Below are 15,621 nucleotides of genomic sequence, written 5' to 3'. Positions count from 1 at the left end.
AAGCTTATCAGCGCCAAAACAGAAACAAATAGGACTGGGACTAAAACCGCAGTACCGCTCAGTCGACCAGTTCGCCCTTACGCGCCAACGCCCACGGCGCAATCAACCGTTGCGGCGTCTGGCAGGCTTTACGCTTGAACACAAAGTTGCGGCACTTCTCGGCAAACTGCTGGCGGTTGTGCACCATGTCCAGTTCCATCTGGGCCAACTCGTTTTGGCGGCAGCGATCCATTGGCTCAAGGTCGATAGTGGCTTTGCGCATGCGTTGCGCGGCGTATTTCTCATCGCTCAGCGCGCCTTGGGCCGCTTGCAGCAACCATGCACTGAACGCACTCGGGCAACGTGGCCCAATGTCCTGCACCATGCCCCACTGCTGTGCCTGAATGGCGCTGATCGGCAGGCACTCTTCAGTGAGCTTATGGGCAATTTCACTGCCCACCGCACGCGGCAGGCTGTAGGTCCAGTATTCGGAGCCATACAGGCCCATGCTCTTGTAATGCGGGTTGAGCACTACGCCGGCACGGGCGAAGACGATATCGGCCGCCAGGGCCAGCATTACACCGCCGGCACCGGCACTGCCGGTCAGGCCGCTGACCACCAGTTGCCGGGCGGTCAGCAGTTCCTGGCACACATCATCGATCGCCTGGATATTTGCCCAAGCCTCCAGCCCCGGCACGGGTGCGGCCTGGATGACGTTGAGGTGTACGCCGTTGGAAAAGCTGCCGCGCCCGCCTTTGATCAGCAGCACCTGGGTGTTCCGTGCCTTGGCCCAGCGCAGTGCAGCGACCAGCCGCTGGCATTGTTCAGTGCTCATGGCGCCGTTGTAGAACTCGAAGGTCAATTCGCCGACATCGCCGCATTCACGGTAGCGAATCGGTTGATAGGCCTGTTCATTGAAGGCTTGGTGGGCAATTGAGCTGTCCAGCACGGGCACACGCGCCAGGCGCCCGGCCAACACGTGACGGGCCGGCAACTTGAAGGTTTCCTCGCCTGGCTGGGCCTTGCGTTTAAGTGAGCCGACCCACACGCTCTGATCGCCGGCTGCGACCAATACCGCATCATCCTGTACCGCGAGCATTTCACCCGGCAGGCCCCGGCGTGCATCCAGGTGCGCGTCGTACAGGTAATACTGCTCGCCGTGGATACTGGCCAACACACCCGGCTGGCCGTCGGCGGCGTCGATGCTGCGTTTTATGAAGCGCGCGCAGTCGTGCCAGCTGAAAGCACGGTCTACCTGCTTCATGTTCGGCTGCAAGCGCCCGATAACGTTGGGCTGCGTGTAATCCAGTGGCGCGGGGAGCACACCACGGGTGAATTTTTCCACCACGTCGCGAATACAGGTGATCGCAGCATCACTCACCAGGCCGTTGTACAACTCGGACTTTCGCACCTCGGCGGGCATGTCGAACTCACAGGTCGACCAGACCGGCCCTGCGTCCATCTCCTCCACCGCCTGCAATGCGGTGACGCCCCAGCGACGGGCCTGCTGGGTGATGGCCCAGTCCAGCGCGCTGGCGCCACGGTCACCGACAATACCCGGATGAATGATCACCACCGGGCGGTCGAGGTTGCTCCACAACTGCTGCGGCACGCGGTCCTTGAGAAACGGGCAGATCACCAGGTCGGCGTCCGCCGCCTCGATTTGCCGGCACACCGTGGCTTCATCGGTGAACAGCACCACGCTGGGGTCAAACCCAGACTGGCGCAAATCCAGCCAGGCCCGTTGGGTCAAACCGTTGAATGCAGAGGACAACAAGATGATCTTCAGTGATCGCATGGCAGACTCTTCCTTGAGGTGCACGGCCACAGGCTCGCATTGAGCCGTCCCTGGCCTTTGATGGAAGCACAAGGTTAAAAGGCCTGTCAGGCGGGGCACCTGACCGAGATCAATCTTCGGTCAGCCTTTGGGGAATTGCGTCGCAAGAACCGGAGTTTCAGTAGTTTGGCGCCTGCCTACACTGGCGCAAATGCACAGTGACCGAGGCTTTCATGACTCCCCTTGCCGCCACCCTGGAACGCCTGGATTGGCAAACCATCGGCCTGGAACTCGACCGCGAAGGTTTCGTCGTGCTGCCCGGCATGTTCGGGCTTGAGGTCCCAGGCTTGTTCGCCAACCTTCTAAACGACCTTTATCCGCCATTGGCACAGCTTTCCAACCGGTGGAACGACATCCTGCAACTGCCCTACCGCTACCCTCCCCAACTCACCGACTTTCATGCCCAGTGCCGCGCCGTCGGCCAGCAGCAAGCACTGCCCCAACTGACATGCCTGCGCAAAGACGAGCACCAGGCGCTGGGGCAGGACGCCGAGGGCGAGCACGTATTCCCATTTCAGTTGGCCGGCGTGCTGTCTGCGCCCGGCGAGGATTTCACCGGCGGCGAATGTGTCCTTACCGAGCAACGCCCCAGAATGCAATCACGGCCGATGGTGGTGCCGTTGCAGCGCGGCGATCTGGCCGTGATCACCACGGCACACCGCCCGTTCAAGGGCAGCAAGGGTTACTACCGGGTGAATATGAAACACGCGATCAGCAGCGTCCGAAGCGGCGAACGGCGCGGTTTTTTGCTCAGTTTTCACTTATGCCCTGGGGCGCCGCATGACTGACGAGCGCATGTGGCGGCTATTGGGCAGCGATGGCCAAGCCTACTCAAGCGCCGAACCGGGCACATTGGCTGGTCATCGACGCGGTAAACGCTACGGCACGCTGGATTGCCGTGCGGCACTGCACGCCATCGCCCGTGGCTGCTATGTGCAGCACCGGGTGTTTTTCCTCAATCAATCCAGCGCCATCGCAGCGGGCTATCGCCCTTGCGCCGTGTGCATGCCGGCCGAGTATCGCCAATGGAAACTTCAGCAGCCTTTATGAACACTCACCTGGAAAATCTCGATTGGCCAATGATCGAAGCGGCCTTGATGAACGACGGCTTCGCCCTGCTGCCACGACTGTTGACTCGGCAAACTTGCCGGCAACTCGCGGCACTCTATGCTGATGAAAGTCACTTTCGCAGCCGCATCGTCATGGAGCGCTACGCCTTCGGGCGAGGTGAATACCAGTACTTTCGCTACCCGCTGCCGGCACTCGTCGACAGCCTGCGCTCGCATCTTTACGCGCGCCTCGCACCAGTCGCCAACCGCTGGCACGCGGCGCTGAAGATGAATCAACGATTCCCCGACACCCATGTGGAATTCAAAGCGCTATGTCACCAGGCCGGCCAATGCAGGCCCACGCCGCTGATGCTGCGCTATCGGCAAAATGACTACACCTGCCTGCATCAGGACTTGTATGGCGAGCAGGTGTTTCCGTTTCAGGCGGTGTTCCTGCTGGACCAGCCAGGCCTGGACTTCGAAGGGGGTGAGTTCGTGCTCACTCACACCGGCTCCAGCAAACCCGCACGGGCTGAGGTAGTGCCCCTTGAACAAGGCCAGGCACTGATCTTTGCCGTCAACAGCCGCCCGGCACGTTCCGCGCGTGGTTTTTGCACAGTCAGCGTGCGTCATGGGGTGAGCCGCCTGCATCGCGGAGAGCGCCACACGCTGGGCATCATCTTTCACGATGCCAAATGAATGCTGTCAACGGGTTAGCTTCACGCCCTTGATCCACTTAACCGCATCATCAACCGACTGGCCTGCACCGCCGGGCGAGACGTTGTGCCCCAACTCGGGATACAGCCGGTATTCAAAGGGTTTGCCCTGGGCTTTAAGCGCACCCAGCCGTTCGATGGCCATGAACGCCGGGGTTTGCAGGTCCTGGCCGCCCAGCAACCATAGCCCCGGCACCGAGATGCTGGCGAGTGCGGCGCGTGGGTCGGTAGCGGCAAAATCATAGCGGTCCGGGTCTTGCGCGATATGTTGGCGGGCATCGGCCTCGCTGTGGGTATGCCAGAAATCTGCCTTGCCCTGGGTCAGAAACTGGAACCGTAGCTGCTCAAGTGTCGTCAGCAGTGGGCCGCTGAATAGCACCATGAAGTTGATGCTCCGATTACGCTCGGCGGCAAGGGGAATGATCCAGCCCGCCTGGCTGAAACCCACCAGCCCAACGGGCACTGGGTTGGCCGCAAGCGTGGTGGATAACACCACGAGCGCCGCATTCGCATCACCCGCCAGCGCCGCCAGATTGGAAGCGTCGAGGTTATTGCCGCCGACTTCCGGGCCAGCGTACACACCGCCAGATTGCCCGACGCCGCGTTTGTCGTAGGTCAACACCGCGATGCCACGTTGGGCCAGGGTTGTGGCAAAACTGCTCATACGCGGCACCTGGCCGGAACCGTGTACCAGCACCACGCCGGCTACTGGATGCTCGGGCAGGTAAACCGTGCCGGCCAGTGCAACATCAGCGTTGGCAAATGTAATGTCCCGCGTCACAAAAGTGGCGGGGGCAGCCAGGGCCAACCCAGGCGTCAACATGAAAAGGCCCAGCCAAAAGCCGATGTTTCGCAGCATGATTCAATCCGCACAAAGGGACGTCCGAGTACCGGTGCGCCACTGTGCCTGGGCAGCGTTACTGTCTTATGACTGGCGGCTTTTATGGGGGATACGCTGTGTCAGACACCTGGGTTTTGACTGACCCACCGCATTCGCGGGCAAGCCCGCTCCCACACGAAGAGTGCGGCCCTTGGATTTGGCGCCTATAACTGCTGTAGTGAAAAAACCACCTGACGGAGCATCACTATGAACCCGACGAAAACCGCATTGGTCCTGATTGAATTCCAAAATGACTTCACCACTGCGGGTGGGGTGTTTCACGACGCGGTCAAAGGCGTCATGCACAGCACCGACATGCTGGCGAACACTGCAACCACCGTTGAGCAAGCCCGAAAACTCGGTGTGAAGATCATCCATATGCCGATTCAATTTGCCGACGGCTACCCCGAGCTGACGCACCGCTCCTACGGCATTCTCAAGGGTGTGGCAGACGGCAGCGCCTTCCGGGCCGGCAGCTGGGGCGCGGACATCAGCGAGGCACTGAGCCGTGAGCCGGCAGACATCCTCATAGAAGGCAAACGCGGCCTGGATGCGTTTGCCACCACCGGCCTGGACCTGGTGCTGCGCAACAACGGCATCCAGAACCTGGTCGTCGCAGGCTTTTTGACCAATTGCTGCGTTGAAGGCACGGTTCGTTCGGGCTATGAGAAAGGCTACGACGTGGTGACGTTGACCGACTGCACCGCGACATTCAGTGATGAGCAACAACACGCCGCCGAGAACTTCACCTTGCCCATGTTCTCGCAAACGCTGAAACACACCCAGTTTCTACAAGCGTTGAACGCCCAATAAAAACGGCGGCGACTCATCACTGAGTCGCCGCCTGCTTGCGGGCCTGCCTCACTCGTCGGGCACGTACTGCATCTCTCCGTTGCCAAACGACCAATCCTCGCGTTTCACATCCACCAGGTTGATCCACACATCTTCTTTGCGCAGCCCGGTTTTGGCGTGGATGCCCTCAGCGATACATTTATAAAAAGCCTTTTTCACTGCGATGCTACGCCCGGCGCTCCAGGTCACCTGGATAAACACGATGTTCGGCGTGTAGGTAATCCCCAGATAACCCGCCGCCGGATACACCAACTCATCCTTGGCGTGACGATTGATGATCTGGAATTTGTCGTGCTCAGGCACATTGGCCACGCTGGTCATGGCGGCGTAGATCACGTCACCAATTGCAGCGGCGGGTTTAGTGGGGGGGTCGGCGGCCAGGTCGATTCGAACTAAAGGCATGGGAAATTCCTCGGCAGGTCAGTGGCCGGTGCTCGAAAGTGGCCATTGGCACTACGCTAGCCCGAACAACAAAATTCATCAAGCGCATATTCATTTATTTAATAATGCGTTAATTGCATGTTATTCATTCTCCCGGCAAATGCATAATCAGCGCTGATCGACGAGTCGATCAGCGCCTTCGGCCCCTAAAGCATCGGCGACAGACTGACCACCCGCAGCGCCAGCCCCTCATATGCGTCCAACGTGATGGTGAACTCACCTTCAGCGGTGAGATCGCCCTCGACCCGCTCATTGATGATGTCCACCACCGGCCCCGGCGCAATGTCAGGCAGGTGCAGGGTTTCGGTCAGCGCCGTACTGCCGAAGTTAAGCGCAGTGATTTGCGTGCCCTTCCCGGCCGGCAACTCGTGAACCATGATCAGCAGCCCCGGGTGCTCCACATCCGGCACCAGGATCTGGCGGCTGGCGGCGATTCCATAGGCGTTGCGCACCGCGAGAATTTTCTGCAGCTGTGACGCGAACGAATCCGGGTCCTGCAACTGGCTGTTGAGGCTGCCGTAGAGGGTTTTCGCCCTTGGCATCTGGCCGGCGGACAGCTCAGCATCCGGGTTCAAATCCACCAGGTCATAGGCGCCGCGATGAATCCAGCGCGTGTCGCCATCGCCCATCAAATGGGCTACCGCATCGGCCGCCAACGGCAACGCGCCGACCAGGTCCCAGCCAGACAGGGCAAACACCCCAGGCTGCATGGCGTTGTACATCACCAGCAGCACATGGATCCGGCGGATCTGCTCGATATCGGCCGGCGTGATCGCCTCCAGGTCACGGATGCCCAGGGCCGCCGTGATAATGCTGGCGGTGGTGCAGGAAACCCCATTGGTGACGAACTTGAGGTTATACGGCGCATGCTCGCCGGCCAGGCGCTCGTACATCTGCTCGCGAATATGCTCGCGCAGGCTGTTGCCGGGGAACGTCTGGCCTTGGTAGAGGTAACTGTCGTGGGCGTGCAGGGTCCAGAAATGCACCAGCTCCAGGGTCAGCTCATCGTGGTTTTGCAGCGCATGGATCAAGGAGCCTGGGTCAATGCCCTGGCTGTGCATCTCACGCAGCATCAGGCGCAGAAATTCGGTGTCGCCCAGCAGCAAGGCATGCTGATACGCCGGGCGCGTGATGAAGTCATAGGACAGGTCGGCGCCGCCGTGGGACATGGCGGCAATATCGTCGACAGTGAGGTTCAACTCCTGAAAGCTGAACCCGCCCGCCTTGCGAATCGCCCCGCCCAGCAACTGGTTGCCGGTGATCGACAACGGATGGCTTTCCGACCAGGCAGTGCCGTCCAGCTTGCGTTCCACGCCGAGGAAGCCGTTGGCGTCCAGGCGCAGGATCTTGGCGCCCATCACATCAATGGCATGCAGGGCGTCGCCGATAATCATCTGCTGCGCGGCAAACGAAGGGTCCAGCCAGTTCAGCGACGGCTGGCCTTCCTTGAAGTAATGCAGGTACACCCAGCGGCGCGGCTTGTCATCCACACCGATGACTACCGGGGTTGCACTCCAGTCAGTTTCCTTGACGCCGGGTTCGAAGAAGATCACCCGCTGCAACTGGCCAACGATGTAATGCTTGTCGCGCAGCGCATCCACCTGCGCGGGGCTGAGGTTCTGCGCATCACGCCCTTCGGCGACGTCAGGTAACAGCGGCCAGTCTTCCTCGCGGATCTCGACCATGTGGTAGAGCCCCGGATAATCCTCGTACGCCATCTCTGCCAGGCGGAAGTCCGCGCCCTTGCCCGTGTGGGAGGGGATCACATCGTCGATGATCACCGCGTTGTGCGCGGCGGCCATGCGCGTCAGGGCCTGCAACTGCGCTTCGGTGCCCAGCTGTGGGTCAATCTCGAAGCTGATGCGGTCGAAATTGCCATCGATGGTCGGCGTATGCCGTGTGCCGTCGAGCCCGCCGGACTTTTTCAACGGGCCGTTGTGAATGCCCTGGATGCCGATCTTCGACAACGCCTGCCACAGGCTTTCATCGCCCAGGGCTTCGAGCACCGTGCCGTTCTCACGGGTCACAATCGAGGCCGGATAAGCGGTGAACCATACCGACGACAACGCTGAGGCATCACGCGGCCGGGTCTGCGCATACGGCTGCTGCCACAAACGCCCTTGCCCGCTGTACAGCCTTGCCCGCTGACGCGCCGCATTGAGCATGGATTGTTGCACCAGCCAGTTCACATGATCGTTATCCGCCGCCGTCATAAGCCTGTTTCCTATTGCCGTGAAAAGGTTATTGGTAAGCATAGGAGCGGCGGAGGCCTTGATTCGTTGCATTTACTCCAATTGCCGGTACTGCCTGGGCGTAAAGCCGGTCAATGCCTTGAACTGGCGGGTAAATGCGCTGTGGTCGGTGTAGCCGCATTGCAACGCCACCTCGGTGATCGGCAGGTCGGTGTGCAACAGCCGGTGCGCATGCTCCAGGCGCACCTTCTGGATCATCTGCCGGGGTGTGAGGTGGAATACACGTTTGCAGTAGCGCTCCAGTTGCGCCACGGAAATCCCGGCAATGCGGGTCAGCTCGCCGAGGGTGACACGGCGGTTGAAATGTTGGCGTATGTGCTCATCAACAGCGGCCAGGCGCTGGTAGGCCGGATGCTTTTCGCTGGCCGATTGCAGGTCCACCGAAATACCCGCCAGGCCGATGATCGCGCCCTTGTCGTTGTACAGCGGCCATTTGTGCGTCAGGCACCAGCCCGGTTCGCGGCTGCCATACAGGTGCAGCTCTAGCTGGTCTTCGAGCACAAAACCCTGCTCCAGCACGCGCCGGTCCTGCTCGGTATAGCCCGGCCCCAATTGTGCGGGGAACACTTCGGCGCTGGTCTTACCCAGCAGCGGCTGCAACTGTTTGAGGCCGCAGCGTTGCACCAGGGTGTGGTTGGCGAGGACGTAGCGGGCGTCGATATCCTTGATGAAAATCGCGGCATTGGGGATCACATCGAGCAAGGGCAACAACTGCGCGACCCCGGCCAATAGTTGCTCGATGCTGTTGGGGCGGTTGGCCTGTAGAAAGCTCGCAAATGCACTGGGCAGCATGGCCTGCACTCCATTTTTTTTAAGCAGATTGCCCTATGCCAGCCTGAGTATCCACACAAGGTTGTGGCAGCCTTGGAGGCCACACTCGATCAAAAATGTGGGAGCTGGCTTGCCTGCGATGCAGACGCCTCGGTCATTCAGGCAAACCGAGGTGATGCAATCGCAGGCAAGCCAGCTCCCACAAAAAAGCCTGGATCTACGCATTCAAACTGTGCCGAATTCGTCATTCACATCAACGCAAAACATCAATCGCAGCGCCCTTGATCGGTTCAGGATATCGCCACTGCATGCCTATCCAATAACTCACAAGAAGGCGCCGCCATGTCTGCTCAAGGCAAGTTCAAGAAACAACTTTCACTGATGGACCTGACCTTTATCGGGTTAGGCGCCATCTTCGGTTCGGGCTGGTTGTTTGCGGCCAGCCACGTGTCCGCCATCGCCGGCCCGGCGGGAATTATTTCCTGGCTGATCGGCGGTTTCGCCGTGCTGCTGCTGGGCATCGTGTACTGCGAACTCGGCGCCGCCCTGCCCCGCGCCGGTGGCGTGGTGCGTTACCCGGTGTATTCCCATGGCCCGCTGCTGGGCTACCTGATGGGCTTTATCACGCTGATCGCGTTCTCCAGCCTGGTGGCGATCGAAGTGGTCGCCTCGCGCCAATACGCCGCGGCCTGGTTTCCCGAGCTGACCAAGGTCGGTTCCAGCGATCCGACCACCCTGGGCTGGTTGGTGCAATTTGCACTGCTGTGCCTGTTCTTTGTGCTCAATTACCGCAGTGTGAAGACCTTCGCCATCGCCAATAACCTGGTGAGCGTATTCAAGTTCATCGTGCCGCTGCTTGTGATTGGTGTGCTGTTCACCTTCTTCAAACCGGCGAATTTCCAGACCCAGGGTTTTGCCCCGTTTGGCCTGTCGGGCATCGAGATGGCGGTGTCGGCCGGCGGAGTGATTTTTGCCTACCTGGGCCTCACGCCGATCATCTCGGTGGCCAGTGAAGTAAAGAACCCGCAACGCACGATTCCGATTGCCTTGATCCTCTCCGTGCTGCTGTCGACTGCCATCTATGTGCTGCTGCAAACCGCCTTCCTCGGTGGCGTGCCGACCGAGATGCTGGCCGATGGCTGGGCGGGTATCAGCAAGCAACTGGCGCTGCCTTATCGTGATATTGCCCTGGCGTTGGGCGTGGGTTGGCTGGCCTACCTGGTGGTGGCCGATGCGGTGATCTCACCCAGCGGCTGCGGCAATATCTACATGAATGCCACGCCGCGTGTGGTGTACGGCTGGGCGCAGACCGGCACGTTTTTCAAGATCTTTACGCGCATTGATGAGAAGTCCGGCATCCCGCGCCCGGCGCTTTGGTTGACCTTTGGTTTGTCGGTGTTCTGGACCCTGCCGTTTCCGTCCTGGGAAGCACTGATCAATGTGGTGTCGGCGGCGCTGATCTTAAGCTACGCCGTGGCCCCGGTGACCGTCGCCGCGCTGCGCCGCAATGCGCCCGGCATGGCCCGGCCGTTCCGGGTCAAGGGCATGGCGGTGCTCGGCCCGCTGTCGTTCATCATCGCCGCGCTGATTGTGTACTGGTCCGGCTGGAGCACCGTGTCGTGGCTGCTTGGCCTGCAAATCCTGATGTTTGTGGTGTACCTGCTGTGCGCACGCTGGGTGCCGACCGCGCACCTGAATCTCAAGCAACAAGTGCGCTCGTCGGCCTGGCTGATCGGCTTCTACGCGGTGACTATCCTGCTGTCCAAGCTCGGCAGTTTCGGCGGTATCGGCGCGATCAGCCACCCGTTTGACACGCTGGTCGTCGCCCTCTGCGCCCTGGGCATCTACTACTGGGGCGCCGCCACCGGCGTGCCCGCGCACCTGGTGCGCCTGGAACACGAAGACGACGAAAGCGAAGCGGTCAGCGACGCGCATTACAGCGCGCCACTGTCGCCAGCCACTCACTGATGGAGCCTGTTATGAAGCGCCTGCATGTTATCGACTCCCACACCGGCGGCGAACCGACGCGCCTGGTCATGGACGGCTTCCCTGCGCTCGCCGGCGCTACCATCGCCGACCAGTTGCACACCTTGCGCAGCGAACACGATCAATGGCGCCGCGCCTGCCTGCTGGAGCCACGTGGCAATGACGTGCTGGTCGGCGCGCTGTACTGCGCGCCGGTCACGCCAGGCGCCACCTGCGGGGTGATCTTTTTCAACAATGCCGGGTATCTGGGCATGTGTGGCCACGGCACCATCGGCCTGGTCGCCTCCTTGCACCACTTGGGCCGCATAACGCCCGGCGTGCACACCATCGACACGCCGGTCGGCCCGGTAGCCGCCACCTTGCACGACGACGGCGCGGTGACCTTGCGCAACGTACCCGCCTACCGTCATCAGCGGCAGGTGCCGGTGGACGTGCCGGGCTATGGCGTGGTGCATGGCGATGTTGCCTGGGGCGGCAACTGGTTTTTCCTGGTGTCGCAGCACGGCCACAGGCTGGCGATGGACAACGTCGACACCCTCACCGACTACACCTGGGCGATGCTCAAGGCCCTCGAAACCCAAGGCATCCACGGTGCGGACGATGCAGTGATCGACCATATCGAACTGTTCGCCGACGACGCCCACGCCGACAGCCGCAACTTCGTGATGTGCCCCGGCAAAGCCTACGACCGCTCACCGTGTGGCACCGGCACCAGCGCCAAACTCGCGTGCCTGGCGGCTGACGACAAACTCGCTCCCGGCGCCACCTGGGTGCAAGCCAGCATCACCGGCAGCCAATTCGAAGGCTGTTATGAATGGGATGGCGAACGCATTCGCCCGTTCATCACCGGCCGCGCCTTCATGACCGCCGACAGCACCTTGCTGATCGACGAACAGGACCCTTTTGCCTGGGGCATCTGAGCCCGGGCCTTATTTAACTGAACGCTGGAGTTAGAACAATGAGCGACAACATCTTCACCGGTTGCATCCCCGCACTGATGACCCCGTGCACGCCTGAACGCAAACCGGACTTCGACGCCCTGGTCGCCAAGGGCCGTGAACTGATCGATATCGGCATGAGCGCCGTGGTGTATTGCGGTTCCATGGGTGACTGGCCGCTGCTGACCGAAGCCGAACGCCAGGAAGGCGTGGCCCGTTTGGTTGCCGCTGGCGTGCCGACCATCGTCGGCACCGGCGCGGTCAACAGCCGTGAAGCGGTGGCCCACGCCGCCCACGCGGCCAAGGTCGGCGCCCATGGCTTGATGGTAATCCCGCGCGTGCTGTCCCGTGGCGCTTCGGCCACCGCGCAAAAGGCGCACTTCTCGGCGATCCTCAAGGCCGCGCCGAACCTGCCGGCAGTGATCTACAACAGCCCGTATTACGGCTTCGCCACCCGCGCAGACCTGTTCTTTGAACTGCGCCGTGAACACCCCAACCTGATCGGCTTCAAGGAATTCGGCGGCGGCGCCGACCTGCGCTACGCGGCAGAAAACATCACCTCCCAGGACGATGCCGTGACCCTGATGGTCGGCGTCGACACCCAAGTGGTACACGGCTTCGTCAACTGCAACGCCACCGGCGCCATCACCGGTATTGGCAACGCACTGCCGCGCGAAGTGCTGCAACTGGTCGCCCTGAGCAAAAAAGCCGCCAAAGGCGACGCCAAGGCCCGGCGCCTGGCACGTGAGCTGGAAGCCGCGCTGGCCGTGCTGTCGTCCTTCGACGAGGGTTGCGACCTGGTGCTGTATTACAAGCATTTGATGGTGCTCAACGGCGACCAGGGCTACGCCCTGCACTTCAACGAAACCGACGCACTCAGCACCGCCCAACAGCGTTACGCCGAAAACCAGTACGCACTGTTCCGCCAGTGGTACGCCAATTGGTCGGCTGAACAGAACGTCGCCTGACACCCTCGCGCGCCGCTGTGGTTCTCACAGCGGCCAACCCTCATTTTTCAAGGACACCCCATGACTCTGACGGGCAAGATGCTGATCGGTCAGCACGCAATCCTCGGCCATCGAGAAGCAATCCAGGCGATTAATCCCGCCACCGACCTGCCCCTGGCGCCTGCCTACCCAGGCGGCGCTGGCGAGCATGTCGAACAGGCCTGTGCCTTGGCTTGGGCGGCGTTTGACAGCTATCGCGACACCTCGCTGGCAGCACGTGCGGCCTTTCTTGAAACCATCGCCGACAACATTGAAGCTCTCGGCGATGAGTTGATCGAACGCGCCATGGCCGAAACCGGCCTGCCACGCCCGCGTATCCAGGGCGAACGCGGCCGCACCTGCGGGCAATTGCGCACATTCGCCCGCACGGTGCGCGCCGGTGAATGGCTGGACGTGCGCGTCGACACCGCGCAACCGGCGCGTCAGCCATTGCCACGTGCAGACCTGCGCCAGCGGCACATCGCACTGGGGCCGGTGGCGGTGTTTGGTGCGAGCAATTTCCCCTTGGCGTTCTCAGTAGCGGGCGGCGATACCGCCTCTGCACTCGCCGCCGGTTGCCCGGTGATCGTCAAGGCCCATGGCGCGCATCCCGGCACCAGCGAACTGGTCGGCCGTGCGCTGGCCAAGGCCGTTAAAGACTGCGGTTTGCCCGACGGTGTGTTTTCGCTGCTGTATGGATCGGGTCGCGAAGTCGGCATCGCATTGGTCACCGACCCGCGTATCAAGGCCGTGGGGTTTACCGGCTCACGCAGCGGCGGTATCGCCCTGACCCAGGCGGCGCAAGCGCGGCCGGAGCCGATTCCGGTGTATGCGGAAATGAGCTCGATCAACCCGGTGTATCTGTTTCCTGCGGCGTTGCACACGCGTGCAGAGGCGTTGGCCCAAGGTTTTGTCGCCTCGTTGACCCAAGGCGCCGGGCAGTTTTGCACCAACCCTGGCTTGGTGATTGCGGTCGCAGGCCCGGCACTCGAGCGCTTTGTCGCCACGGCGAGTGAGTTGCTCCCGGCGTGCGCCGCCCAGACCATGCTGACGCCAGGTATTTTCCAGGCCTATGAAGCGGGCGTCGGCAGCTTGACCGAACACGCACAAATCGCCGCCAAAGGCATGGCGGCGCAAGGCCCGAACCAAGGGCAGGCACAGCTGTTTGTGACCCAGGCCAGCGCGTTTTTAAGCAATGAGCATCTACAGGCGGAAGTCTTCGGCGCGGCCTCCCTGGTGGTGGTGTGTGCCGACGACGAGCAAGTGCGCCAGGTTTCCGAGCAGTTGGAAGGCCAGTTGACCACCACACTGCACCTGGACGACGCCGACTTGGTACGCGCCCAAGCCCTGCTGCCGGTATTGGAGCGCAAGGCCGGGCGCCTGCTGGTCAACGGCTGGCCGACCGGCGTGGAAGTGTGCGACGCCATGGTCCACGGCGGCCCGTTCCCGGCCACCAGCGACTCGCGCAGCACCTCGGTCGGTACCGCAGCGATCCTGCGTTTTCTGCGCCCGGTGTGTTACCAGGACTTCCCGGACAGCTTGCTGCCCGCTGCGCTGCAACACGCCAACCCGCTGCTGTTGCGACGCTTGCTCGACGGCCAGAGAGAGGCCTGAACGATGAGCGACAGCAACCGTGCTGATATCGCTGTGATTGGCGCCGGCATCATTGGCGTCGCCTGCGCCCTGCAATTGGCCCGTCAAGGCCAACGCGTGGTGGTCATCGACCCACAGGCGCCGGGCATGGGCGCGTCCTATGGCAACGCCGGGCATTTAGCCACCGAGCAAGTGTTCCCGATTGCCGACGCATCGATCCTCAAGCGCCTGCCCGCCATGCTGATGGACCCTATGGGTCCGTTACGCCTGGACTGGAAGTACCTGCCACGTGCCCTGCCCTGGTTCGTGCGCCTGTTGCTCAACCTGCGCCCGGCGAACTACCGGCGCACGGTGGCGGGCATTCGTGCGCTCAATGAGGCCAGCCTGGGCGCTTGGCAGCGTCTGCTGCAGGCCATTGAGCAGCCGCAGCTGTTGCGCGCCGAGGGTTCGTTGCTGGTATTTGAGCGTGCCGCGTCCGGGGAAGCCATCGACGCATTGCGCCAACGCATGCAGCAGCAGAATGTGCCGGTGGATTTCTGGTCGGGCGAGACAATACGCAAGGCCGCGCCGCAACTGAACGAAGCGATCCAGGGCGGCCTGTTCTTCCCAGGCACCGGGCATTTTATTGATCCGTACAGCGTGGTGTGCGCACTGGTGAGCGCGGCCAAGGCTTGCGGTGTGCAGTTTGTGCAGCAACGCGTGCTCGATGGGCGCCTGGCATCGGACGGCGTATCGCTGCTGACCGATCAAGGCAGCCTGACTGCCCGCCAGGTGCTGATCGCCTGCGGCGCCCATTCGGCCAAACTCACCGCTGCACTCACCGGCAAGCAGGTCCCGCTGGACACCGAGCGCGGCTATCACCTGATGCTGCCCCACGAACACCAGCGCTTGCCCTTTGCCGTGACCTCGTTCGAGCGCAAATTTATCATGACCCCCATGAACGATGGCTTGCGCCTGGCCGGCACGGTCGAATTCGCAGGCCTGGAGCGCCCCGCCAATATGCAACGCGCCTGGCAGTTACACCGGTTGAGCCAGGGCTTGTTTCGCCAGGACTTGAGTACCCGGGACGCAACCCCATGGATGGGCTTTCGCCCGTCGCTGCCGGACTCGCTGCCGATCATTGATCGGGTGGCGGAAGGCAAGGTACTGCTCGCGTTTGGGCATCAGCATTTGGGGTTGACGCAGGCGGCGGTGACGGCGGAGATGGTCGTGCAACTGGCCACGCCAGGTAAGCGCATGGCGCTGCCGGACCTGGCCCCTTACCGATTGGCGCGCTTTTAAGTCTTTGGCGTTTTTGTGGCGAGCAGGCTTGCCACAGTGACAATCACAGTGGCAGTGCTC

14 protein-coding genes are annotated in these 15,621 nt (G+C 61.8%); 9 read left to right on the top strand and 5 right to left on the bottom strand.

What is annotated here, in order from left to right; all coding sequences use genetic code 11:
• Nucleotides 1-58: 58 nt before the first annotated feature.
• Entirely contained in the window at nt 59-1,777 is a 1,719-nt protein-coding gene (locus tag AOA62_RS21670) for a hydrogenase maturation protein (RefSeq protein WP_099549703.1), read from the bottom strand.
• Nucleotides 1,778-1,989: 212 nt separating this feature from the next.
• Between AOA62_RS21670 and AOA62_RS21665 the strand changes: the two genes are divergently transcribed.
• From AOA62_RS21665 to AOA62_RS21655, 3 genes are read left to right on the top strand one after another with little or no spacing between them, the layout of a single operon-like run.
• Nucleotides 1,990-2,604 carry a 2OG-Fe(II) oxygenase gene (locus AOA62_RS21665; RefSeq protein WP_099549702.1) on the top strand — a complete coding sequence of 205 codons (615 nt, stop codon included), beginning with the start codon at nt 1,990-1,992 and terminating at the stop codon, nt 2,602-2,604.
• Nucleotides 2,597-2,866, top strand: a complete 270-nt coding sequence (locus tag AOA62_RS21660) for a metal-binding protein (RefSeq protein WP_099549701.1) — start codon at nt 2,597-2,599, stop codon at nt 2,864-2,866. Before AOA62_RS21665 ends, AOA62_RS21660 begins: the two co-directional genes overlap by 8 nt.
• Entirely contained in the window at nt 2,863-3,564 is a 702-nt protein-coding gene (locus AOA62_RS21655; protein WP_099549700.1) for a 2OG-Fe(II) oxygenase, read from the top strand. The genes AOA62_RS21660 and AOA62_RS21655 overlap by 4 nt, the downstream gene beginning before the upstream one ends.
• Nucleotides 3,565-3,570: 6 nt before the next feature.
• On the opposite strand, the gene AOA62_RS21650 is transcribed toward AOA62_RS21655, so the two are convergent.
• Entirely contained in the window at nt 3,571-4,440 is an 870-nt protein-coding gene (locus tag AOA62_RS21650; RefSeq protein WP_099549699.1) for a S9 family peptidase, read from the bottom strand.
• 228 nt (nt 4,441-4,668) lie between these two features.
• On the opposite strand from AOA62_RS21650, the gene AOA62_RS21645 reads away from it, so the two are divergent.
• Nucleotides 4,669-5,274 carry a cysteine hydrolase family protein gene (locus AOA62_RS21645; RefSeq protein WP_017138867.1) on the top strand — a complete coding sequence of 202 codons (606 nt, stop codon included), beginning with the start codon at nt 4,669-4,671 and terminating at the stop codon, nt 5,272-5,274.
• 48 nt (nt 5,275-5,322) lie between these two features.
• On the opposite strand, the gene AOA62_RS21640 is transcribed toward AOA62_RS21645, so the two are convergent.
• The 3 genes from AOA62_RS21640 to AOA62_RS21630 form a co-directional block, all read right to left on the bottom strand.
• On the bottom strand, nt 5,323-5,715 hold the full coding sequence (locus AOA62_RS21640; protein ID WP_099549698.1) for a tautomerase family protein: 393 nt from the start codon (nt 5,713-5,715) through the stop codon (nt 5,323-5,325).
• A gap of 185 nt (nt 5,716-5,900) precedes the next feature.
• The gene (gene treS, locus AOA62_RS21635) at nt 5,901-7,967 is read right to left on the bottom strand and encodes a maltose alpha-D-glucosyltransferase (protein WP_099549697.1); all 2,067 of its coding nucleotides are present in this window, start codon (nt 7,965-7,967) and stop codon (nt 5,901-5,903) included.
• A 72-nt stretch (nt 7,968-8,039) separates the two neighbouring features.
• Complete coding sequence (locus AOA62_RS21630) at nt 8,040-8,798, bottom strand: AraC family transcriptional regulator (protein WP_099549696.1); 759 nt, start codon at nt 8,796-8,798, stop codon at nt 8,040-8,042.
• 321 nt (nt 8,799-9,119) lie between these two features.
• Between AOA62_RS21630 and AOA62_RS21620 the strand changes: the two genes are divergently transcribed.
• The 5 genes from AOA62_RS21620 to AOA62_RS21600 are packed head-to-tail and all read left to right on the top strand — an operon-like array spanning nt 9,120 to nt 15,561.
• On the top strand, nt 9,120-10,745 hold the full coding sequence (locus AOA62_RS21620; RefSeq protein WP_017138871.1) for an APC family permease: 1,626 nt from the start codon (nt 9,120-9,122) through the stop codon (nt 10,743-10,745).
• A gap of 11 nt (nt 10,746-10,756) precedes the next feature.
• Entirely contained in the window at nt 10,757-11,683 is a 927-nt protein-coding gene (locus AOA62_RS21615; RefSeq protein ID WP_099549694.1) for a 4-hydroxyproline epimerase, read from the top strand.
• A gap of 38 nt (nt 11,684-11,721) precedes the next feature.
• Complete coding sequence (locus tag AOA62_RS21610; protein ID WP_099549693.1) at nt 11,722-12,669, top strand: dihydrodipicolinate synthase family protein; 948 nt, start codon at nt 11,722-11,724, stop codon at nt 12,667-12,669.
• Nucleotides 12,670-12,729: 60 nt separating this feature from the next.
• Nucleotides 12,730-14,301, top strand: a complete 1,572-nt coding sequence (locus AOA62_RS21605; RefSeq protein ID WP_099549692.1) for an aldehyde dehydrogenase (NADP(+)) — start codon at nt 12,730-12,732, stop codon at nt 14,299-14,301.
• Nucleotides 14,302-14,304: 3 nt separating this feature from the next.
• Complete coding sequence (locus AOA62_RS21600; RefSeq protein WP_099549691.1) at nt 14,305-15,561, top strand: FAD-binding oxidoreductase; 1,257 nt, start codon at nt 14,305-14,307, stop codon at nt 15,559-15,561.
• Nucleotides 15,562-15,621 lie beyond the last annotated feature (60 nt).

The sequence above is a fragment of the Pseudomonas sp. 2995-3 genome (assembly GCF_002742565.1).
In the GTDB taxonomy this organism is placed as follows: Bacteria; Pseudomonadota; Gammaproteobacteria; order Pseudomonadales; family Pseudomonadaceae; genus Aquipseudomonas; species Aquipseudomonas edaphica.
This window is presented reverse-complemented; position numbering and strand designations above follow the sequence as displayed.